Raw genomic sequence first — 25,334 nt, 5'->3', positions numbered from 1 at the left:
CGTTAGATCGGGCAGTTAGGAGGGTCAGTGCGAATCATCCCCAAAATGGTGTTTTCCGGGACTGTTCAATTCGCCGGATTCGCCCTGCTGATTTTTCTTCCCGCCGGCACCCTCAATTATTGGCAGGCGTGGGTTTTTCTGACGGTCTCCTTGTCGACCTGGATACCTGGTTTCTACCTGCTGGCCAAGAATCCCGGCGCGCTGGAACGACGAATGCGTGGTGGCCCGGCGGCGGAGACCCGGGCCGTGCAGAAGCTAGTGATGGCCGCCATCTGGCTTTCGCTGGTGGCCGGGATTGTGCTCAGCGCACTCGATCACCGCTTCGGCTGGTCCCACGTACCGGACGCGGTCTGCGTACTGGGGAATCTCGTGGTTGCCGCGGGTTTGAGCGTGGCGACGCTGGTGCTGATCCAAAACAACTACGCGGCCGCGACCGTACGGGTGGAACCGGGTCAACAGGTCGTTTCGACCGGGCTATACCGGCTGGTGCGGCACCCGATGTACACCGGCAACGTGATCCTGATGGTGGGTGTGCCGCTGGCTCTGGGTTCCTACTGGGGACTCGTCTTCGTCATACCGGTGCTCATCGTTCTCACGCTGCGCATCCGCGACGAAGAGAAACTTCTGCGTCTCGAGTTAGCCGGGTACGACGAATACACCCGCAAGGTTCGCTACCGCCTGCTGCCGCACATGTGGTGAATGTGCGGATCAGCTCTCCCGACCCGAATATTGGCTGAGAAGTCGGACCGACGGCGCGTCGAACAGGGCGCGGACCGGAAGATCCAGGTCAAGCGCGGCGTTGATCGCGTTGATGGCTCGCATCGCCGAAAGCGAATCGCCGCCCAGGGCGAAAAACGACTCATTCACGCCGACCCGGTCCACTCCCAAGACCTGGGCGCAGATCCCGGACATGATCTGCTCGGTCAGCGTGGTAGGGGGCTGGTATCCGCCGTCGGCATCCTGCGCCTGGGCCGCGGTGGTCGGCTCGGACGAGGCGTCCCGGTCGGCGCTTCGCGCAGCGGCCCGATTCAGCAGACCGAGCGATGACAGCGATCGCGTCGGGCGGCCGGTCATTGCGACCAGCAGCTGCTGGAAACGCCAGAACAGCGTTTCGAGTCTGACCGGGTCGAATACCTCGGTGTCGAATTGAACTCGAAGTTCCAGTTCCCGGCCCGGCCCGGCCTGCACTGTCAGCGGGTAGTGGTAGTAGTCGCGGCTGCTGAAGCCGGTGACCGCCAGGCCGTCGAGGTCCGGCGGCGTCGTGCTACCGACCGGATAGTTCTCGTACACGAAAACGGTGTCAAACAGGTGCGCCTGACCGGCGAGGCGGTGTATATCGCGGAGCGCCAGGTGTTGGTGTTCCAGCGTGTGGTTGTGCGCGTCCTGGAGTTGTTTCAGCAGGTCCGCAGTGGTCGTGGCGGGGGTGAACGTCGCCCGCACCGGCACCGTGTTGATCAACAAACCCACCATCGACGCTGCGCCCACCACATCGGCGGACCGTCCCGACACGACCGTTCCGAACGCCACATCGTGCTGACCGGTCAGCGAGGTCAGCAGGATGGCCCAGGCGGCCTGCAGCACCACGTTGACGGTGGTGTGGTGCGTGCGCGCCAACTTGCCGACGGACCGCGTGAGCTTCTCGGGCAGCCGGTACGTTTCGACCCCTCGCGTTCCCCGGCCCACCCGCCCCGGCGGGCCAACCAGGGTGGGGGTGTCGAATCCGGCCAACACTTCACGCCACGCCAAAGCGGCTGCGGCGTAGTCCCGTTCGGCCAGCCAGTCGATGAAACTGCGGTACGGCGCGGCAGCCGGAAGTCCCTTACCCTGGTACCCGGCGAAGATCTCGTGCATCAGGATCGGCATCGACCACCCGTCAAGCACGATGTGGTGATTCGTGAGCACAAATCGGTGCCGGTCGTGCCGGACACGGATCAGTGCCGCCCGAAAGGCCGGCTGGTCCCCGAGATCGCACACCGAGGCACGCTCGGCGGCGCACACCAGCTCGATCTGCTCGTCGGGATCAGCGTCGGCTTCGAGTTCGACGTAACGCCAGGGCACGACGGGATCAGCTGGAATGACCTGGATCGGCTCGTCAAATTGTGCGCAGAACCGGGCGACCAGATTGGGGTGGCGGTCGACCACCGCCTGCACCGCCTCGTGCAGGCGGTGCTGATCCAGCGGGCCGTCGAGCGAGACGGCGAGTTGCACTGCGTAGACATCGTCACCGAAGCCCCTCGCAACGCTGGCGTGATAGAGCAGGCCCTGCTGCAACGGCGTCAGCGGCAAGATGTCCGCGACGCGAGAGTGTTGGGACAGTTCGTCGATCTGCTGCTGGCTCAACCGCGTCGGCAAAACATCGGACGGAGTCAGGCCGCCGCCGCCGCGCCTGACATGCGCGCAGATCCCGGCGAGTGCGTCAAACCACAGCCGACTGACCCGGGTGACCGCCGTGCGGTCCACAGCCGACGGCGCCCACGTCCAGTTGGCGTTGAGCAGCGGTCCTGCGTCGGTGTCCACGGTGACCGCATTGAGCTCCACCGTGTGGGGCAGCGCCATCGGCACCCTCCCGAGGGCTCCGGCCAGCGAGATGCCCTCTTCGCTGAACCGCCAGACATCACCGACCGCATAGGCGGGCGTAACACCAAGGCGTCCAAGGTAATTGAATCCGATCGATGGATCGGCGGCGGCCATATCCACGTCGGGGTTCAGGTACCGCAATACCCCATATGTGAGCGGATCCGGCAGATCCCGCAGTTGCTCCTTGGCGTCTTTGATGACTGCACCCAGCGCCGCGTCACCGGCGACGACCTGCGTCCAGCGCAACCGCCCCACGTTCAGCGCCACGGGGTATTTCGCGGTGAACCACCCCACCGTGCGGGAGAGGTCGACCTCAGTGGTCTCACCCAGATCGTCGACGCGTCCGTGCCCTTCGACGTCGATCCCAACCGGCCCCCCGCCCAAAAACTGCGCCCAGGCCAAAGCGAATGCGATCAACAAAATGTCGTGCACGCCGGCATGAAATGCCGCCGGAACCTCACCGAGCAACATCCGGGTTGTCTCGACGTCCAGCAGCTCCGAGGCCGACTCGGCCGTGGTGAACGTGTCCAGCTCGGGTCGCACCGCCGGTAGTGCCCCGTCGATAGCCCCGACCCGCCGCCACACCGGGGCCAGACCGACCACCTGAGGATCACGGGCGTACTCGGCCAGCAGCGAGGACCATTTGGCAAACGAGGTGCCCGTCGTAGGCAATAACACCTGCTGCCCGCCCCGATGCTGAGACCACGCGATGTTCAGGTCTTCGAGCACAATGCGCCATGACACCCCGTCGACTGCCAAATGGTGCGCCACCAAAGCCAACTGGCCTGTCGCACCCGCCCACACTGCGCTCAGCATCGACCCGGCGGCCGGATTCAACCGCGACCGCGCCGCAATCAGCACATCGGAGGACAACTTCTGGACTACCAGCAAACAATCGCCAGCCCGCACCGTCCCGTCCGCCTGCGCCTCTAACGACCACCCCCCGGCATCATCGGGTTCGGCCCGCAACCGCAACATGGCATGCCGATCCAGCAGAGCCTGAAGTACCACTTCGACATCGGCCTCGGTGACGGCCGCAGGTGCCTGCAGCACCACGGTTTGATTGAACTGCTCGACCGAGCCCGCCAAGCTCCTCAGCCACCACATGATCGGCGTCGCCAGCACCGAACCCACGCCCTCATCGGCTGGACCCTCTTCTTCGCTGATCACCCGGGCAACCCGAGCCAGCCGGGCCACGGTCTGCTGGACGAAGATATCCCGCGGGCGGCCCGTGAGACCCGCGGCGCGGGCTCGCAGCACCACCTGGATGGCCGAGATGCTGTCGCCGCCGAGGTCGAAGAAGGAGTCGTCGACTCCGACCCGTTCTAAACCCAGGACCTGGGCGTAGATACCGGCCAGGATCTCCTCGATCGGGTTGGCCGGGGCGCGGTAATGATCAATGTCCTGATACTCCGGCGCCGGCAACGCCCGCTTATCCAGCTTGCCGTTCACCGTCAACGGCAACGCCTCCAACACCACCACCGCCGCCGGCACCATGTACGACGGCAACCGCTCACCCACCGCAGCACGCAGCACCGCCGCATCCACCGCACCGGTCACATAACCCACCAGCCGCTTATCCCCGGGACGATCCTCCCGAGCAACCACCACCGCCTGCTCCACACCAGCCAACCCCGCCAACACCGCCTGAACCTCACCCAACTCGATGCGATACCCACGGATCTTCACCTGCTCATCAGCACGCCCCAAATACACCAACTGCCCATCAGCACCCCACCGCACCAAATCCCCAGTCCGATACATCCGCACCCCGGACCCACCAAACGGACACGCCACAAACCGCGACGCCGTCAACCCCGCCCGACCCACATACCCATACCCCAACCCCCCACCAGCCACATACAACTCACCCACCACCCCCACCGGCACCGCACGCAACCACCCATCCAGCACAAAAAACCCCAGATGCGCCAACGGCACCCCGATCGGGCTGACCCCACCCTCAACATCAGCAGCGACAATCTCACGCAACGACGCATGCACCGTCGTCTCGGTAATCCCATACATGTTGATCAACCGCGGCCGCTGCCCATGACTAGCCCACCACGACCCCAAACGCTGCGGCTCCAACGCCTCGCCCCCGAACACCACCACCTCAAGAGCCAACTCACCAGCCAACTCCGGACGCTGGGCATCGACTGCCTGCAACGCATAAAACGCCGACGGCGTCTGACTCAACACCCCCACACGTTCACGCACCAACAACGCATAAAAATCCTCCGGCGAGCGCACCACCGCCTCGGGCACCACCACCACCCGCCCCCCATGCAGCAGCGCCCCGAAAATCTCCCACACCGAAAAATCGAACGCCAACGAATGACACTGCGTCCACGCCTGCCCCGCCGACAACGCCACCCCACCATCAACGGCACCCAACAACCCCGCCACATTGCGATGCGGAACCGCCACCCCCTTAGGCACCCCCGTCGTACCCGAGGTGTAAATCACATACGCCACATCATCAGGACCCGGCACCGCCAACACCGCCCCCGACGCCGCCCCCTCAAACCCCTCCACATCACCCAAATCCACCACCAACAAACCCCGACCCCGCACCCGATCCACCCACTCACCCGTGGTCAACACCACCACCGGCGCAGCATCACCCAACACAAAATCCAACCGCGCATCCGGCACCAACGGATCAATCGGCACATACGCCGCCCCCGCCTTCAACACCCCCACAATCCCCACCACCGCCCCCGCCGAACGCGCACACAACACCGCCACCCGATCACCCACACCCACCCCACACCCCACCAACACCCGCGCCACCCGATCAGCAGCCGCATCCAACTCCCCATAACTGCACGACCACCCCCCATCAGTCAGCGCAACCGCATCCCGACTACGACCCACCTGCTCGGCAAACAACACCGGAATGGAGGCCGCGGGTGTGGGTGCCGATAGCGCGGCGCGGTTGCCGAGCACATCGAGGTGGGTGTGCTCATCGGGATCAAGGACATCAATGGCCGACAACCGCTGAGCGGGATCAGTGGTCAGCGCATGCAATACCCGCTCGAACCTGCCCAGCAGAGCCTCGATCGTGGCCACGTCGAACACATCGGTACGAAACTCCACGATCCCGCTGATCCCCGCGGGCTGACCAGCCGACGTCCACTGCTCAGCCAACGAAAAACTCAAATCCACCCGCGCGGTCTGGGTCTCCAACGGCAACTGCGTCACCTGCAAATCACCCAACCCCACGCCCCCACCCACCAGGCCCGGCACGTTCTGCCACGCCAACATCACCTGCACCAGCGGATGATGCGCCAACGACCGCGTCGGGTTGAGCCGCTCCACCAACACCTCAAACGGCACATCCTGATACTCATACGCCGCCAAGCTGCGCGCCCGCACCTGACCCAGCAACTGCGCCACCGTCAGATCCCCAGCCAACTCGACCCGCAACACCAACGTGTTAACGAAAAACCCGACCAACTCCTCCAGCGCCGGATCCCGCCGCCCAGCAATCGGGAACCCCACCGCCACATCAGAACTCGCACTCAACCGCGACAACAACACCGCCAGCGCAGCCTGCACCACCATGAAACTGGTCGCATTATGCTCACCGGCCACCCGCGCAATCCGCTGCTGCAACACCGCCGGCCACCGCAGCGCCACCGTAGCCCCACGCTGATCCGCTACCGCCGGATACGGCCGATCCGTCGGCAACACCAACTGCTCAGCCATCCCCGCCAACGCCTGCTGCCAATACCCCAACTGCGCAGCAATCCGACTCCCACCATCCTCGAAATCCCCCAACTGCGCACGCTGCCACAACGTGTAATCCGCATACTGCACCGGCAACTGCGCCCACTGCGGGACCTGCCCCCCACACCGACTCACATACGCCACACCCAAATCCCGCACCAACGGCGTCACCGACCACCCATCAGCAGCGATGTGATGCACCACCGCCACCAACACATACTCCTGCTCACCTATCCGCAAAAGCCTTGCCCGCAAAGGAATCTCGGCAGACAAATCAAACGCATACCGCGCCGCCGAAGCGATCGCCTCCCGCACCCCCGCCGCCGTCCACCCCGTGGCATCCACCACATCCCAACCGAACTCGACCCGCTCAACACCAACAATCACCTGCCGCGGAATCCCCTCCACCGCCGGGAACACCGTGCGCAAACTCTCATGCCGGGCAACAACATCGGACAGCGCCGCACCCAACGCCGCAACATCAAGCGCCCCCACAATCCGCAACGCCGTCGCCATGTTGTACACCGGCGAAGGACCCTGCAACTGATCCAAAAACCACAACCGCGACTGCGCAAACGACAACGGCAACACCGCAGGCCGCCCCACCGCCACCAACGGCTCCAGCACCCTCGTCTGCGCACCGATCCGCGAAACCAGCTGCGCCACAGCGGGAGCCTCGAATACCGCGCGCACCTCCAGCGCAGCGCCGAGTTCACTATTAATCGCGGCCACCAAACGCATCGCCGACAACGAATCCCCGCCGAGGTCGAAAAAGGAGTCGTCGACTCCGACCCGCTCTAATCCCAGGACCTGGGCGTAGATACCGGCCAGGATCTCCTCGATCGGGTTGGCCGGGGCACGGTAATGATCAATGTCCTGATACTCCGGCGTCGGTAAGGCGCGACGGTCGAGTTTGCCGTTCACCGTCAACGGCAACGCCTCCAACACCACCACCGCCGCCGGCACCATGTACGACGGCAACCGCTCACCCAACTGCACGCGAAGCTGCCCCGCGTCGGCACCCCCAGTGATGTAGCCGATCAGCCGCTTATCCCCGGGACGATCCTCCCGAGCAACCACCACCGCCTGCTCCACACCAGCCAACCCCGCCAACACCGCCTGAACCTCACCCAACTCGATGCGATACCCACGGATCTTCACCTGCTCATCAGCACGCCCCAAATACACCAACTGCCCATCAGCACCCCACCGCACCAAATCCCCAGTCCGATACATCCGCACCCCGGACCCACCAAACGGACACGCCACAAACCGCGACGCCGTCAACCCCGCCCGACCCACATACCCAAGCCCCACACCGCGACCCGCCACATACAACTCACCCACCACCCCCACCGGCACCGGCCGCAACGCCGCGTCGAGCACGAACAACGCCGCTCCAGACACCGGCGCACCGATCGGTGGTGTCGCAGTGCCTGCGACGCCCGTCAAGGGCGCGCTGCGTGACGCGCAGATGGTGGTCTCGGTCGGCCCGTAGCCGTTGAGCATCACCCGTCCGGGCGCCCAGCGGTCCACTATTTCGGCCGCGCAGGGCTCCCCGGCCACCAGCAGCGACATCGAGTCCAGGCCCTCGGTTGACAGCATTGTCAACGCCGACGGGGTCTGGCTCAACACGCTCACCTGTTCGGCGACCAGCGCGGCGTGGAAGTCCTCGGGTGACCGGGCCACCGACTCGGGTATGACCACCAGCCGGCCACCATGCAACAGTGCACCCCAGATCTCTTCCACCGAGGCGTCGAAGGCGTACGAGTGCCACTGAGCCCACACTTCGCCAGCAAGATGCTCGTCGCGCGGCCCCAACAGCTGAGTCACATTGCGGTGGGTTATGGCCACGCCCTTGGGGACGCCGGTAGTTCCCGAGGTGTAGATGACGTACGCGATGCCGTCCGGATCAAGCGTGGTCAGTGGTGCGCTGGATCGGCGTTGGGCAGCGGGGTCGTCAATCGTGACGACCGAGAGCTGGTGCCCGCCAAGCTGTTCGGCCCGATCGCTACTGGTGATGACCGCGGTCGGCGCAGTGTCGGTAAGGATGAATTCGATCCGGGCATCGGGGAGCGCAACATCGATCGGCAGATACGCCGCCCCGGTCTTGAGTACCGCCAGCATTGCCGCGACCGCTTGCGCGGAGCGATCCAGCAGCAGGGCCACATGTTGGCCAGGTCCAACACCGTGGGCGATGAGCAAGTGCGCCAACCCGTTCGCATACTCGTCGAGTTCGCGGTACGTCATGTGGTGACCGGCGAAGCTGATCGCCACGGCGTCCGGGAGCCGGGTTGCCTGCCCCGCGAACAACGCCGGAATTGTCACCGGCGCGGGTGCCGGTGCGGCCAGCACCCCGCGATTACCCCATTCGTCCAGTCGGATGCGCTCGGAATCATCGAGCAATTCGATCGAGGAGAGCCGCCGACTGGTGTCATCTGTCATCGCCGACAGCACCCGTCGCCACCGCTCGAGCAGCATCAGAATGCTGTCCGTATCGAACACATCGGTGCGGAACTCCACCGCTCCGCCGATTCCCGCTGGTTCACCGGCTTCGGTCCAGCGTTCCCCCAGTGAGAACGTTAGATCCATGCGGGCGGTCTTGCTGTCGACCGGCAGCTCAGCGACCTGCAGATCCGCCATGGCAAACCCGGCTGGGCTATCGGCCTGCCCAGAAAGGTTCTGCCAAGCCAGCGCGACCTGCACCAACGGGTGATGGGTCAACGACCGGGTCGGGTTGAGCCGCTCCACGAGGGCTTCGAACGGGACGTCTTGGTGCTCGTAGGCAGCCAGGCTGCGCCGCCGTACCTGGGCCAGCAGCTCGGCGACGGTGGGGTCACCGGCCAGGTCGATGCGCAGCACCAGGGTATTGACGAAGAATCCGACCAACTCGTCCAGCGCGGGATCGGGGCGGCCAGCGATCGGGAACCCAACGGCCACATCGGAAGTCGCACCCAGACGGGACAGCAGCACCACCAGGGCCGCCTGCATCACCATGAAACTGGTAGCGCTGTGCTCGCCGGCGACCTCGCGCACCCGCTGCTGCAGCTCAGCCGGCCAGTCCACCGGGACGCTGGCGCCTTGCTGATCGGCAACATTCGGGTAGGGCCGATCGGTAGGCAGCTGCAAGCGCTCGGGCATGCCGGCCAACGCCCCCAACCAGTAGCTCAGTTGCGCAGCGATCCGGCTCTTCGTGTCGTCCAGGTCACCCAGCTGCGCCCGCTGCCACAGCGTGTAGTCGGCGTACTGAACCGGCAAGGGCGACCAGCCGGGGGCCTGACCTGCGCGTCGGCTCGTGTACGCCTCGCCCAGATTGCGCATCATCGGCGCAAGCGACCAGCCGTCCGCGGCGATGTGGTGGACCACCGCCACCAGCACATGCTCATCCTCCCCGACACGGAAGAGCTGCGCCCGCAACGGGATTTCGGCTGCCAGGTCAAACGCGTAATGGGTCGCCGCATCGATGGCGTCCCGCAGGTCGCCGTCCGGACACCCGGCGGCGTCGACGACATCCCAACCGACGGCGGCCTGCTCGGCAGGAACGATCAGTTGCCGTGGGATGCCGGCCACGACCGGGAACACCGTCCGCAGGCTCTCGTGGCGGCCGACGACGTCGGCCAGTGCCGCACCCAGCGCATCTACGTCCAGCGCTCCGGTGATGCGCAGCGCCATCGCCATGTTGTACATGGGCGAGGGCCCCTGGAACTGGTCGATGAACCACAACCGACTCTGCGCGAACGACAGTGGCAGCACCTCCGGTCGAGGCCCGGCCAGCAACGGCTCCAAGCCCTCGGCGCACTCATCGATGTGCGGTGCCAGTTGCGCAATCGTCGGCGCCTCGAACACCGTGCGGACGGCCAGATCGGCGCCCAGGCTGTTGTTGATCGCCGCGATCAAGCGCATCGTGGACAGCGAATCCCCGCCCAGGTCGAAGAACGAATCGTCCACCCCGACGCGTGTCACATTCAGCACCCGGGCGTAGATGCCGGCCAAGATCTCTTCGGTGGGACTGGCCGGCGCGCGATAGTGCTCGGTGTCGTGATAGTCGGGCGCGGGCAATGCCCGGATATCGAGTTTGCCGTTGACTGTCACCGGCAGTGCGTCCATCGCCACCACCGCGGTCGGCACCATGTACGCCGGCAACCGATCGGCGAGAGCAAGGCGCGCCTTGACCGGGTCGATTGTTCCGGTGATGTAGCCAACCAAGCGTTTGCCGCCCCGCTCGTCCTCGCGGGAGATCACCGCGGCCTGCTCGACGCCGTCCAGACCCAACAGCGCCGACTGGATCTCGCCCAGCTCGATGCGATAGCCGCGGATCTTGACCTGCTCATCGGCGCGGCCCAGATAGTCCAGCTGTCCATCCGCGCGCCAGCGCACCAGGTCTCCGGTGCGATACATCCGCGTTCCGGGTTCGCCGAAGGGACACGCCATGAACCGCGACGCGGTCAACCCAGATCGGCGCCAATATCCGATGCCGACGCCCGCGCCGGCCAGGTACAGCTCCCCGACCACCCCCGCGGGCACCGGGCGCAGCCAGCCGTCGAGCACGAAGAACGCCGCCCACGCGACCGGCGACCCAATCGGCGGTGATCCCGAACCCGCCGCCAGCGGCGCACTGGCGCACAGCCACATGGTGGTTTCAGTCGGGCCGTAGACGTTGACCATCACCCGCCCCGGCGCCCAGCGGTCCACCAACTCCGGCGGGCAGGGTTCCGCGCCGATCACCAGATCCGCCGCATCCAGGCCCTGCACCGGCAGCACCCCAACCGCGGACGGGGTCTGCGTCAGCACCGTGACCTGTTCGCGGAGCAGCAGGGCGTGAAAGTCGTCCGGTGCCCGGGTCACCGCGTCCGGCACCACCACCAGGCGGCCTCCGTAGAGCAATGCGCCCCAGATCTCCCATACCGAGAAGTCGAACGCATAGGAGTGGAACTGGGTCCACACCTGCCCCGGTTCCAGCGGCACGCCGATCTGCAACGAGTCGAACAACTGCGTCACATTGCGCTGGGTGACGGCCACCCCCTTGGGCAGTCCCGTCGTTCCCGAGGTGTAGATGATGTGGGCCATGTCATCCGGCGCCGGTTCCGGCAGCCCGGCGCTGGACTGCGCCTCGACGGCGGGGTCGGCGACATCGAAGACCAGCAGCGGGTGACCGTCGAACCGGTCCGCCAGGTCGGCGGTGGTGACGGCGGCGATCGGGGTGGCGTCGGTCAGCATGAACTCGACGCGGACGGCGGGCAGCGCGGGGTCGATCGGCAAATAGGCGGCGCCCGCCTTGAGCACTGCCAGAATCGCAACGATCGCCTCGGCCGACCGCGGGAACATCAGCGCTACCCGCTCGCCCGGGCCCACCCCGTGCGCGACAAGCAAGTGCGCCAGCCGGTTGGCCGCCTCGTCCAATTCCCGGTACGTCAACGACCTCTCGCCGCAGACCACGGCCACCGCCTCGGGTGCCCGCGTCACCTGTGCACCGAACAACGCCGGCACCGACGCTGTCTTCGGGAGGTCGGCCAGCACCCCCCGGTTGCCGAACTCGTCTAGCCGGGCGTGCTCACCCTCGTCGAGGAGATCCACCGAAGACAGCGATCGCCATGGATCGGTGGCCATCGCCACCAGCACTTTCGCCAGTCGATCGGTGAGCGCCCGGATGCTGGCTTCATCGAAAACGTCGATGTCGTATTCGATGCGGAAACTCAGTTCGCGGCCCGGAGCAGCCTGCACCGTCAACGGGTAGTGGGTGGATTCGCGGAACGCAAGATCGGCGACCTTCAGTTGCTGGTCGTCGAGCGGCGCGGCGGAGTCGATCGGGTAGTTCTCGTAGACGAAAAGGGTGTCGAAAAGCTGCTCGTGGCCGGTGCGGCGGTGGATCTCACTGAGTGCCAGGTGACGGTGCTCGAGGGTGTCGTTGTACGCCGCCTGCAACTGGTCCAGCAGGTCGGCGGTGGTGGTGTCCGGCGTGAACGTCGCCCGCACCGGCACGGTGTTGATCAACAGGCCCACCATCGAATCCGCGCCGAGCAGGTCCGCCGGCCGGCCCGAGTCCACAGTGCCGAAGACGACGTCGTGCTGACGGGTGAGCCAGCACAGCAGCCGCGCGAAGGCGACCTGCAGCACGATGTTGACGGTGGTGCGACGGGAGCGGGCTAGCTCGACTAGCGCGAGCGTGGTCTGCTCGGGCACCTGCAAGGTCTTGATGCCGCGCCGGCCGAGCCCCAGCCGGTCCAACGGCCCGACCAGTGTCGGGGTGTCGAACCCGGCGAGCAGCTCGCCCCATGCGGCGTGGGCGGCTTCGAGGTCGCGTTCCGCCAGCCAGGTGACGAAGCCGCGATACGGTGCGGGGGTGGGTAGCCGCTGCTCCTGGTAACACGCGAAGATCTCCTGCAGCAAGATCGGCAGCGACCACCCGTCTAGCACGATGTGGTGATTGGTCAGCACGAATCGGTGCCGGTCGGCCGCGACCCGGATCAGGGCGGCGCGGAACGGAGACTGGCCGGCAAGATCGCAGACCGCGGCGCGCTCGGCGGCGCAGAACCGCTCGATCTGCTCGTCCGGGTCGTCGCCGTGCAGTTCGAGGTACCGCCAGGGCATTTCGGGATGCGCGGGAATGATCTGCACCGGCTCGTCGAATTGTGCGCAGAACCGGGCTAGCAGGTTCGGGTGCCGGTTGACCACCGCATGCACCGCCGCGCGCAGCCGGCGCTCCTCAAGCGGCCCGGCCAGGGTGATATCCAGCTGCCCTGCGTACAGGTCGTCACTAGCCACCGCGGTGCTCGCGTGGAACAGCAGCCCCTGCTGCACCGGAGTCAACGGCAGCACATCCGCGATCGGGTGCTGTCGGTGCAGTTCGTCGATCTGTCGCTGGGTGAGTCGGGCCGGGACAATATCCGACGGGGTCAGACCGCCCCCGCCGTTGTGCACGTACGCGCAGATCCCGGCGAGTGCCTCGAACCAGAGTCGGCTCAGCCGCCTGATCCGTCCGTGGTCGAGCGCCGAGGGTGCCCACGTCCAGTCGGCTCGTAGGCGCGGGCCGACCTCGGTGTCTACGGTCACCGCGTTGAGTTCGACGACATGCGGCAACGCCATCGGCACCGCCGCGGCAATACCGATGAGCGACAACGCATCCGAGCAGATCCGCCAGGCGTCGTCGGACCCGGTACCCGGGTCGGCGGCCAACCGCCCGAGGTAGTTGAAGCCGATCCGCGGATCGGCCGCTTCCAGCTCCACGGCAGGGTTCAGATACCGCAGCAGCCCGTAGGTCAACGGATCAGGCGACGCGCGCAACTGCTCCTTGGCGTCCTTGACCAGGGCGCCCAGCGCCTGATTCCCGGCCAGGACCTGTCCCCAGGGCAGGCCGCCGACTCGCAGCGAGACCGGATATTTGGCGGTGAACCACCCGACCGTGCGGGACAGATCCACCTCGGCGCCCAACTCCTCCGCACGCCCGTGACCCTCGACGTCGATGCCCACCGGTGCGCTGCCCCCGGCTAGCCACTCCGCGACGGCCATCCCGAACGCGATCAACAAGATTTCCTGCACACCGGCGTGGAACGCCGCGGGCACCTCACCAAGCAACGAGCGGGTGGTCTCGACGTCCAATTCCGCCGAGCACCGCCCCGCGCTTTGGTAGGTGTCCAGCTCGGCGCGCACCGCCGGCAACACCTCGGGGGTCTGCGCGATCTCTCGCCATGCGGCCAGCTGAGCGACCACCTGCGGATCTGACGCGTGCTCGGTGAGCAGCGACGACCAGCGCCGGAACGATGTCCCAGAAATGGGCAGCGCCACCGGGCGCCCGCCTTGGTGTTGTGCCCAGGCGATGTTGAGGTCGTCCAGCAGGATCCGCCACGAGACGCCGTCGACGGCGAGATGGTGGATGAGCACTGCCAGTTGGTGGGTGGATGCCGCCCACAGTGCGCTGAGCATTACCCCGCCGGCCGGATCCAGTCGGGACCGGGCCGCACCGACCGCCTCCTCGGACAACACCGGCACCGTAAACACCGACACCCGCACCGAACCCGGCTCCGGAATACTCAGCGACCACTCCCCAGACCCCGCATCCTGCACCCGCAACCGCAACGCACCATGGTGATCCACCAAAGCCCGCAACACGACCTCGACATCAGCCTCACTAACCCCCGCCGGAGCCTGCACCACCATCGTCTGGTTGAACTGATCCACCGGACCCGCCACACCGCGCAACCACCGCATGATCGGCGTGGCCACCACCGGCCCCACCCCATCCTCAACCGACCCAACCCGCCCCCCAACCACCCCAACCACCTGCGCCAACCGCGCCACACTCTGCTCAACGAAAATGTCCCGCGGACGACACACCAAACCCGTCGCCCGCGCCCTGGCCACCACCTGCATCGAGGAAATGCTGTCGCCACCCAGATCGAAAAACGAGTCATCCACCCCGACCCGCTCCAACCCCAACACCTGGGCATAAATACCGGCCAAAACCTCCTCCACCGCATCACCCGGCGCCCGATACCGCTCACCATCCTGATAATCCGGCGCCGGCAAGGCACGAGCATCAAGCTTGTTGTTGACCGTCAACGGCATCGCATCCAGCACCAGCACCGCAGCGGGCACCAGGTAAGACGGGAGGGATGCGCTCAGTTCGGCACGGATCGCGGCCGGGTCCGCGGTGCCGGTGATGTAGCCGACCAGTCGTTTGTCGCCGGGGCGGTCCTCGCGAGCGATCACCGCGGCCTGCTGTACACCGTCGAGCGCGGCCAGCGCGGCCTGGACTTCGCCAAGCTCGATGCGGTAGCCGCGGATCTTGACCTGGTCATCGGCGCGACCCCGATATTGCAGCTGCCCGTCGGGTCCCCAGCAGACCAGGTCCCCGGTGCGATACATGCGCGCACCGGCGCCGCCGAACGGGCACGCCACAAACCGCGCCGCGGTCAGACTGCTCCGGTGCACGTAGCCGTACGCCAGTCCTGCACCCGCCACGTACAGTTCCCCGACGACCCCGACTGGCACCGGCGTCAGCCAGCCGTCCAGTACGAACAGCGCAGCCGCATCGACCGGGGACCCGATCGGCACCCCCTGCCCGGGCACCAGGGGCGCGCTGATCGCCACACACATCGTCGTCTCGGTGGGGCCGTAAGCGTTGATCATCACCCGGCCGGGCGCCCATTGATCCACCACTTGGGGCGGGCAGGCTTCCCCGACCACCACCAACGCCGCCGACTCCAACCCCTCGATGGGCAAAACGCTTGCTGCAGTAGGAGTCTGGGTGAGCACGCTGACCTGCTCGCGAACCAGCAAGGCATGGAAGTCCTCGGGAGAAGCGGTCAGCGCTTCGGGTACTACTACCACCCGGCCGCCGCGCAGCAGGGCGCCGAAGATCTCCCACACCGAGACATCGAAGGCCAACGAGTGGCACTGTGGCCACACCCCCGGGCGCGGCAGGCCGGCCTCGAGGGAACTCAGTAATTGGGTCACGTTGTGGTGCGTAATCGCCACGCCTTTGGGGACGCCGGTGGTGCCCGACGTGTAGATGAGGTAGGCGACGTCATCGGGGTTCGCCGTGTTCAGTGCTGCGCCGGATTGGGCGGCGACGGCTGGGTCGTCGATGTCAATCACGAGCAGATCGCAGCCGGCCAATCGCGGCCGAAGGTCGGCAGTGGTGAGCGCGGCGACCGGTGCTGCGTCGGTGAGCAGGAATTCGATGCGGGCGTCGGGCACCGCGGGGTCGATCGGCAAATAGGCGGCACCGGTTTTGAGCACCGCCAGGATTGCCACGATCGCCTCGGCGGAACGGTTGAACAGCAGTGCCACGCACTGCCCTGGCCCTACCCCGTTGCCACTGAGCAGGTGGCCCAATTGGTTTGCGGCCGTGTCCAGTTCGCGGTATGTCCAGGTGCGCTCACTGCAGCACAGCGCTGTTGCGTCTGGGGTGCGGGCCACGTGCTCGGCGAACAATGACGGGATCGAGACCGGTGCCGTGACAGCCCGGGTCAGCGTCGCCCGGTTGCCGAGCGCGTCGAGGTGCGTGCGTTCATCGCCATCGAGCGCATCGATCGCCGAGAGGCGGGCGGCCGGATCGGCTGTCATTGCTGCGAGCACCAATCGCAGCCGCTCCACCAGGGTTTGGATAGTGGCGGAATCGAAGACGTCAGTGCGGAACTCAACGGTCCCGCCGATCCCGGCAGGCTCGCCGGTTTGGGTCCACCGCTCGGCCAACGAGAAGTTCAGATCCATACGGGCGGTCTGGGTGTCCAACGGCAGCTCGGTAACGACCAGATCCCCCAACCGCAGGGCCGCGGCGGGAGCGCTGTTGTCGTGACCCGGGACGTTCTGCCAGGCCAACGCAACCTGCACCAGTGGATGATGGGTCAGTGACCGCGTCGGGTTGAGCCGCTCCACCAGCACTTCGAACGGCACATCCTGATGCTCATAGGCCGCCAGGCTGCGGGCCCGCACCTGCGCAAGCAACTCGGCCACTGTCAGATCCCCGGCCAGCTCGACCCGCAGCACCATTGTGTTGACGAAGAACCCGACCAGCTCGTCCAGCGCCGGATCCCGCCGCCCGGCGATCGGGAAGCCCACCGCCACATCAGAACTCGCGCTCAGCTTGGACAGCAGCACCGCCAGCGCGGCCTGTACCACCATGAAGCTGGTCGCGTTGTATTCGCTGGCCACCCGGGCGATCTGCCGCTGCAGTTGCGCGGGCCATCCCACGTCTAACTTGGCGCCACGCTGATCCGCTACCGGCGGATACGGCCGATCGGTGGGCAACACCAGATGCTCGGGCATCCCGTCCAGCGCGTCCTGCCAATAGGCCAGCTGCGCGCTGATCCGGCTCTCGCCGTCGTCGAGGTCACCCAGCTGCGTGCGCTGCCACAGCGTGTAATCCGCGTACTGGACGGGTAGTTCACCCCACTGCGGGGCCTGCCCGCTGCATCGGCTCGCGTAGGCCACCGCCAGGTCAGCAATCAAGGGGGTGATCGACCAGCCGTCGGCGGCGATGTGATGCATCACCGCCACTAACACGTGCTCCTGGTCATCTACCCGCAAAAGCCTTGCCCGCAAAGGAATCTCGGCAGACAAATCAAACGTGTACCGCGCCGCCGAAGCGATCGCCTCCCGCATGCTCGCCGCCGTCCACCCCGTGGCATCCACCACATCCCAACCGAACTCGACTCGTTCGACGGGAACAATCACCTGGTGTGGAATCCCCTCCACCGCCGGGAACACCGTGCGCAAACTCTCATGCCGGCCAACAACATCGGACAGCGCCGCACCCAACGCCGCAACATCAAGCGCCCCCACAATCCGCAATGCCGTCGCCATGTTGTACACCGGCGAAGGACCCTGCAACTGGTCCATGAACCACAACCGCGACTGCGCAAACGACAACGGCAAAACCTCGGGCCGCTCGAATGCCACCAACGGCTCAAGGCCATCCCGACCTATCCCGACGTGCGGCGCCAACTGAGCGACCGAGGGCGCGTCGAACAACATGCGCACTGACAAACCGGCGCGGAGTGTCTTGTTCGTCGCCGCGACCAATCGCATCGCCGACAACGAGTCGCCGCCGAGGTCGAAGAACGAGTCGTCGATTCCGACCCGATCAATATCGAGGACCTCGGCGTAGATACCGGCCAGGATTTCCTCGAGCTGGTTGGTGGGGGCACGGTAGTGATCGGTGTCGTGGTAGTCCGGCGTCGGTAAGGCGCGACGGTCGAGTTTGCCGTTCACCGTCAACGGCAACGCCTCCAACACCACCACCGCCGCCGGCACCATGTACGACGGCAACCGCTCACCCAACTGCACGCGAAGCTGCCCCGCGTCGGCACCCCCAGTGATGTAGCCGATCAGCCGCTTATCCCCGGGACGATCCTCCCGAGCAACCACCACCGCCTGCTCCACACCAGCCAACCCCGCCAACACCGCCTGAACCTCACCCAACTCGATGCGATACCCACGGATCTTCACCTGCTCATCAGCACGCCCCAAATACACCAACTGCCCATCAGCACCCCACCGCACCAAATCCCCAGTCCGATACATCCGCACCCCGGACCCACCAAACGGACACGCCACAAACCGCGACGCCGTCAACCCCGCCCGACCCACATACCCAAGCCCCACACCGCGACCCGCCACATACAACTCACCCACCACCCCCACCGGCACCGGCCGCAACGCCGCGTCGAGCACGAACAACGCCGCTCCAGACACCGGCGCACCGATCGGCGCGACCCTCGAACCTGCTTGCAGCGCAGCGCTTATCGATGCATAAACCGTTGCCTCGGTGGGGCCGTAGGCGTTGATCACCCGCCCCGGCGTCCACCGATCCACCAGTTCGGTCGGGCAGGCCTCGCCGGCCACCACCAGTGCCGCGTTTTCCAGCCCGTCCGGCGACAGGATCCCCGCGGCCGAGGGCGTTTGACTCAGCACGGTGACGCGCTCGGCGATCAGCAAAGCGCGGAAGTCCTCGCTGGAGCTGGCTATTGCTTCGGGCACAACGACGAGTCGGCTGCCATACAGCAGCGCACCGAAGATCTCCCACACCGAGACGTCGAAGCTGTACGAATGCCACTGCGTCCACACTCCACCCGGTCCGGATGGTCGTGTGGCGCCATCCGGCCCGAATAGCCCCGGCACGTTGCGGTGCTGGATGGCCACGCCTTTCGGCGCACCGGTGGTTCCTGAGGTGTAGATCAGGTAGGCGACGTCATCGGGACTTGGCCCCGGCAATGCGGTGCTGGGCTGCTTGTCGAGCTGCCGCTCAACGGCAGCGTCGTCGACGACGATGACCGATGTGTCACATCCGTCCAGTCGCGGGTGCAGCGCCGCGGTGGTGACGGTGGCGATCGGCTCGGCATCGGTGAGCACGAACCGGATACGTGGTACCGGAAGTGCCGGGTCTATCGGCACGTATGCCGCGCCCGTTTTGAGTACCGCCAGAATCGCGACGATCGCCTCAGCCGACCGGGTGAACACCAGCGCCACAGTCTGGCCCGGACCGGCGCCACGGCTCGCCAGCAGATGTGCCAACCGATTCGCGGACTCGTCGAGTTCGCGGTACGTCATCGACCGGTCGCCGCAGGTAAGCGCAACCACCGCGGGTGTACGCGCCACCTGTTCGGTGAATCGGCCTGGAATCGTCTCCTGCGCGGGTGGCTGGCTCAGCGCCCACCGATTGCCCCAGGTGTCGAGGCAGGTGCGCTCCGCGGCGTCGAGCAAGTCCAGCGAGGACAGCGGCAGCCGAGGGTCGGCCGACATCGCCGCCAGCACCCGGGTGAAACGCTCGAACAGCACTTCGATACCGGCCAGGTCGAACACGTCCATGTCGTATTCGACGCGTAGGCCCAGCTCGGTTCCGGGCAAGGCCTGCAGGGCAAGCGGGTAGTGGTTGGATTCTCGGAAGCTGAACCCGGTCACGGCCAACCCGTCGATGCCCAGCGGGGCCTCGGTGTCGAGCGGATAGTTTTCGAGCACAAAGAGCGCGTCGAACAGCTGGTCCTGCCCGGCGATGCGGTGGATTTCGCTGAGCGCCAGGTGCTGGTGCTCGAGGGTGTCAGTGTGGGCCTGCTGCAGCTGAGCCAACAGATCGGCGGTGGTGGTGCCCGGGCTGACCGTCGCCCGCACCGGCACCGTGTTGATCATCAGGCCGATCATCGAGTGCGAGCCCGCTACGTCAGCCGGCCGGCCGGACACCGTGGTGCCGAAAGCAACGTCATGTTGACCGGTCAGCCAGCACAACAATCGTGCGAAGGCGGCCTGCAACACGAAGTTGACCGTGGTCTGGTGCGAGCGCGCCAGCTCGCCCAAGGCTTGCGTAGTGGGCTCGGGCACCCGAAAAGATTCGACACCGCGCCGCCCCTGCTGAACCCGGCCCGCGGGACCCACCAGGGTGGGCGTGGCGAAGCCGGACAACGCCTCGCGCCATGCCTCCCGAGCGGCCGCGCGATCCCGCTGCGCCAGCCAGGTGACGAACCGCCGAAATGAACTGGGAGGGGGCAGCCGCCGCCCGGCATAGCTGGCGAAGATCTCCTGCAGCACGAGCGGCATCGACCAGCCATCGAGCACGATGTGGTGCGCGGTGAGTACGAATCGGTGCTGGTTGGCGGCGGTGCGGATCAGGGCGGCGCGCAACGGCGCCTGACGGGCGAGGTCGCAGACCGCGGCACGCTCGGCGGCGCACACTCGCTCGATATCGTCGCCTGGTCCCGATTCGATATAACGCCAGGGCACTTCTGGATCAGCGGGGATCACCTGCACCGGCTCGTCGAAATCTGCGCGGAACCGGGCCGCCAGGTTCGGGTGGCGGTTGACCACCGTGTGCACCGCCTCGCGCAGCCGAGGCTCATCGAGCGGACCGGTCAACGCGATATCCAGCTGCATCGCGTAGACGTCGTTGCCGGTCCCGGGTGTGGTGCTGGCGTGGAAGAGCAGTCCCTGCTGCACGGGCGTCAGCGGCAGCACATCGGCGATCGGGAATTGCCGGTTCAGCTCATTGATCTGCTGCTGGTTCAATCCGACCGGGGCGATATCTGACGGGGTCAGACCGCCCCCGCCGCGTCGCACGTGCGCACAAATGCCGGTCAGGGCGTCGAACCAAAGTCGGTTGAGCTGACTGATCCGGGCCTCGTCGAGCACCGAGGGTGCCCAGGTCCAGTCGGCTTGCAGATGCGCACCGGTGTCGGTGTCGAGGGTGACCGCGTTGAGCTCGACGGTATGCGGCAGCCGGATTGGCACCGCCGCGGCGACACCGTTGACCGAGAGGCCATCCAGGCAGACCCGCCAGACGTCGGCGCCCTGGTCAGCACTTGCGGCGGCGCCGAGGCGGCCCAGGTAGTTGAATCCGATCGGCGGGTCAGCCGACCCAAGATCGACTTCGGGATTCAGATAACGCAGCAAGCCGTAGGTCAACGGATCCGGCTGGGCCCGCAACTGCTCCTTGGCAGATTTGACCAGCGCGCCCAGCGCCGCATCACCAGCTACCACCTGTGCCCAGGACAGCCCGCCGAAAGCCATCGCCGCCGGATACTTCGCGGTGAACCACCCCACCGTGCGGGACAGGTCCACCGCAGCGCCCAATTCCTCCGCACGCCCGTGACTCTCGACGTCGATAGCCACCGGCGCGTGACCGCTGCCCCACAACTGGTTAACCGCCATCCCGAACGCGATCAACAAGATGTCGTGTACACCGGCGTGGAATGCCGCGGGTACCTCGGCAAGCAACATGCGGGTGGTCTCGACGTCCAACCGCGCCGACCACCGCCCAGCGCTTCGATAACTATCCAGTTCCGCGCGTGGTGCGGGCAGCACCGCAGGAACAGCCGCCACCCGGCGCCACGCGGCCGCGTGGGCTACCACTCGGGGATCTAGAGCATGCACCGACAGCAATGACGACCATCGCGCAAACGACGTGCCGGCGGCGGGTAGAACGATGGCATCTCCACCGCGATATTGGCCCCAGGCCATGTTGAGGTCATCCAGCAAGATGCGCCACGACACCCCGTCAACGGCGAGGTGATGAATGATCACTGCCAGTTGAGCGGTCGCGTTTGCCCACACCGCGCGAAGCATCGCCCCGGCCACCGGATTCAATCGCGATCGCGCCGCCACCACCACCGCGTCGGTCAACGCCTCGACCGACTCCACGCACCCGCGCGCGTCCACCGAACCGGCGGCGGGAACGGTCAGCGACCAACCCCCAGCGCCGTCGTCCCCCACGCGCAGCCGCAGCATCGGGTGGTGATCCAGCAAGCCTTGCAGGACGACCACCGCGTCGGTCTCGGTCGCACCCGGTGGAGCCTGCAGCAGCAACGTCTGGTTGAACTCGTCGACGTGCCCGTCCAGATCGTGTAGCCACCGCATGATCGGGGTGACGGCCACCGGCCCCAGGCCTTCGTCGGCTATACCGGCAGCATCACTGGCCAGCCCGATAACCCTGGCCAGGCCAGCCACGGTCTGCTCAACGAAGATGTCGCGCGGACGGCATACCAGTCCCGCCGCGCGGGCTCGGGCGGCAACCTGCATCGACAGGATGCTGTCGCCGCCCAGCTCGAAGAACGACTCGTCGGCGCCGACCCGGTTGATGCCGAGCACCTCGGCGTAGATGCCCGCCAGGATCTCCTCGATCGCGTCGGAGGGGGCGCGGTAATGATCGACGTCCCGGTACTCCGGCGCGGGAAGCGCCCGTTTGTCGAGTTTGCCGTTGACGGTCAACGGCATCGCGGGAAGCACTACCACCGCGGCCGGGACCATGTACGACGGCAGCCGCTCGGCGAGCGCAGCTCGCGTGACGGCGGGGTCGGCGGACCCCGTCGCGTACCCGACCAGTCGCTTGTCGCCGGGGCGGTCCTCGCGGACCAGCACCACCGCCTGCTCCACGCCGTCGAGCGCGGCCAGCGCGGCTTGCACTTCGCCGAGCTCGATGCGGTAGCCGCGGATCTTGACCTGCTCGTCGCTGCGACCGCGATATTGCAGCTGCCCATCGGGTCCCCAGCACACCAGGTCCCCGGTGCGATACATACGCGCACCGGCGCCGCCGAACGGGCACGCCACAAACCGCGTTGCGGTCAAACCGGTCCGATGCACGTACCCGTAGGCCAAACCGGCACCGACTACATAGAGTTCGCCAACGACTCCAGCGGGCGCAGGTCGAAGCCACTCGTCCAGGACGAAGAAGCCGAGATGGGGCAGCGGCCCCCCGATCGGGCTGCCGCTGCCGCCGACATCGTCGATCACGATCTCGCGGAATGAGGCGTGCACGGTCGTCTCGGTGATGCCGTACATGTTGATCATCCGCGGCGAGTCCGGATGATCGTTCAGCCACGGTTCAAGGCGTTGCGGCTCCAGCGCTTCACCGCCGAAAACCACCACATCTAGGCAAAGCTCAGGCTCGACGTTGGGTTGTGCCGCGTCGACTGCTTGCAGCGCATAGAACGCCGACGGGGTCTGACTCAGAACGTTGACACGTTCGGCAACCAGTAGCGCGTAAAAGTCTTCCGGCGATCGTGTCACCCATTCCGGCACCACTACCAGGCGCCCGCCGTGCAGCAGCGCACCGAAGATCTCCCACACCGAGAAGTCGAACGCCAGGGAGTGCGATTGAGTCCAGGCCTGCGCCGGTGCGAGCTCCAGGCAGCCATCCAGCGCGGCTAGCAGCCGAGTCACATTGCGGTGCGGGATTGCTACGCCCTTGGGGACACCTGTGGTGCCCGAGGTGTAGATGAGATAAGCGATATCGTCCGGGCTGGACGATGGTAGCGCCGTCGCGGGTTGGTTCTGCACCGCGGGATCGCCGAACTCGATGACCGACAGGGCTTGCCCAGCCAACCGTTCGGCAAGTTCGGCCGTGGTGATGGCCGCCAGCGGCTTCGCATCGTCGAGCATGAACTGCATTCGGCTAGCAGGCACCGCCGCGTCGATCGGCAGATACGCCGCCCCTGTTTTGAGGACGGCCATTATCGCCACGATCGCCTCGGCGGACCGGTCAAACAGCAACGCCACCCGCTCGCCGGGTCCTGCGCCGCGGCCGACCAGCAGATGCGCCAGGCGGTTGGCGGCTGCATCGAGTTCCCGATACGTCATGCAGCGGCCGTTGTGGCTGACGGCGACCGCCTCGGGGCTACGCAGTACCTGATCGGCGAACAGCGCGCTAATCGACGGCTCGGTCGAAGGATCCGCGCATACCTCGCAGTTGCCCCACTTGTTCAGCGCGGTCAACTCGAGTTCATCGAGCAGAGCGACGGAGGACAGCGTCCGCGCCGGTTCGGCGGCCATCGCGATGAATATTCGCTCCAAGCGCTGTACCAAGTCGCGGAGACCAGAATTGGAGAACAATTGCCCGGTACCCGGGGTACAGAGGAAAAGCTGTCCCTCGTCTCTGAAGAAGACCAGCCGGAACTGATCCCCGAGGCCGTCGTGGGTCAATGTGGCGAATGCCGCAGTGCCACCCAGGTCCGCGAGATGGGTGGTAGGTAAGAAATTGAGCGCTACGCGATTCGACGCCTGATCCGAGGCCCGAAAGCTTGCCTTGTTCTCGATAAGGTGTACCGGGAATCGCTGGTGCTGCAGGGCTTCCTGGATCCTGCTGTCGACGTGCCGACAAAACTCGACAACTGTCAACTTTGGCTCAGTCTTCAACACCAGCGGGACCACTCCGGAAGCCATCCCGGGCACCAATTTTGTCTCCGGCCGCACCCGTCTGCTTACCGGGAAATCAAATACAACCTCGGGGCCCGCAGCGTCGGAGCCATGGGCCAGTAGCGCACAGGCCGCAGTGATCACCGATGACCGGCGCATCCCCAAATTCCGCGCCAGATGGTCAATTCGGGCAACTGCGGTCGGGTCCAACTGGAGGGGAAGCGAGGACAGATCCAAGTCTGGTGCGGGTGCGGCGTCGGCCGCGCGGGAACTGCGCTCGGTTGCCGGCGGAAGGTGCTCAGTCCAATACGCGCGGTCATCCAGGTATTCATCCGAGTTTTGGTAGTCTAATTCACTCTTGATCAAATCCCGCAGCGGCATGAAAAAAGTTGGCGGAATTGACTCACCGGAAATAAGTGCGTTGTAGACGCTTGGAATACGATGGAGCGCCAGGCCGAGGCCGACGCCGTCTGCCACGATGTGGTGACAGCACACGAAGAAATAGAACTCGTCCGTTCGCGTCTGGAGCAACGCGAATTTGAATAATGGACCAGTAAGTGGCAGCGCCGTACGTTGAATATCCGATGCCAGGCGCGACACTTCTTCGGCAGGATTCGGGCAATTGGTCAGATCATAACGGAGGATGCCGACCTCAGGATTGTCAATTATCTTTTGGAAAACTTGACCGTCCGATTCGTAAAATACCGCCCTGAGCGGCTCGGCCTCGTTCACCGCTTGACGGACGGCGGCCCCGAATAGATCGGGATCGATGGGGCCCGCGAACCGCACGAGCACGCCCAATTGCCACCTAGCGCCGAAGCGGCCGGTCTCTTCTGCAAGCCATATGTCCAGCTGTCCGCGTGTCAGCGGGAGTGCATTGTCGTCAAAATTCATGGGCATACCGC

General features: G+C 66.0%; 2 protein-coding genes. One reads left to right on the top strand and one right to left on the bottom strand.

From position 1 onward, the window contains the following. Positions 1-27: 27 nt before the first annotated feature. Positions 28-699 (top strand): methyltransferase family protein, encoded by a 672-nt coding sequence (locus tag H0P51_RS02030; RefSeq protein ID WP_246398329.1) that lies wholly within the window; start codon positions 28-30, stop codon positions 697-699. A 9-nt stretch (positions 700-708) separates the two neighbouring features. Here the strand turns inward: H0P51_RS02030 and H0P51_RS02025 are convergent, their stop codons facing one another. Next, the gene (locus tag H0P51_RS02025) at positions 709-25,323 is read right to left on the bottom strand and encodes a non-ribosomal peptide synthase/polyketide synthase (protein WP_180916408.1); all 24,615 of its coding nucleotides are present in this window, start codon (positions 25,321-25,323) and stop codon (positions 709-711) included. Positions 25,324-25,334: the final 11 nt, after the last annotated feature.

Source organism: Mycobacterium vicinigordonae, assembly GCF_013466425.1.
GTDB lineage: Bacteria > Actinomycetota > Actinomycetes > Mycobacteriales > Mycobacteriaceae > Mycobacterium > Mycobacterium vicinigordonae.
Note: the sequence above shows the minus strand (reverse complement) of the source record. Positions and strands in the feature narration are given on the sequence as shown.

What these genes read in the sequence shown, in the direction of transcription:
- H0P51_RS02025 (WP_180916408.1), bottom strand. Translation starts at nt 25,323, where the DNA reads ATGAATTTTGACGACAATGCACTCCCGCTGACACGCGGACAGCTGGAC.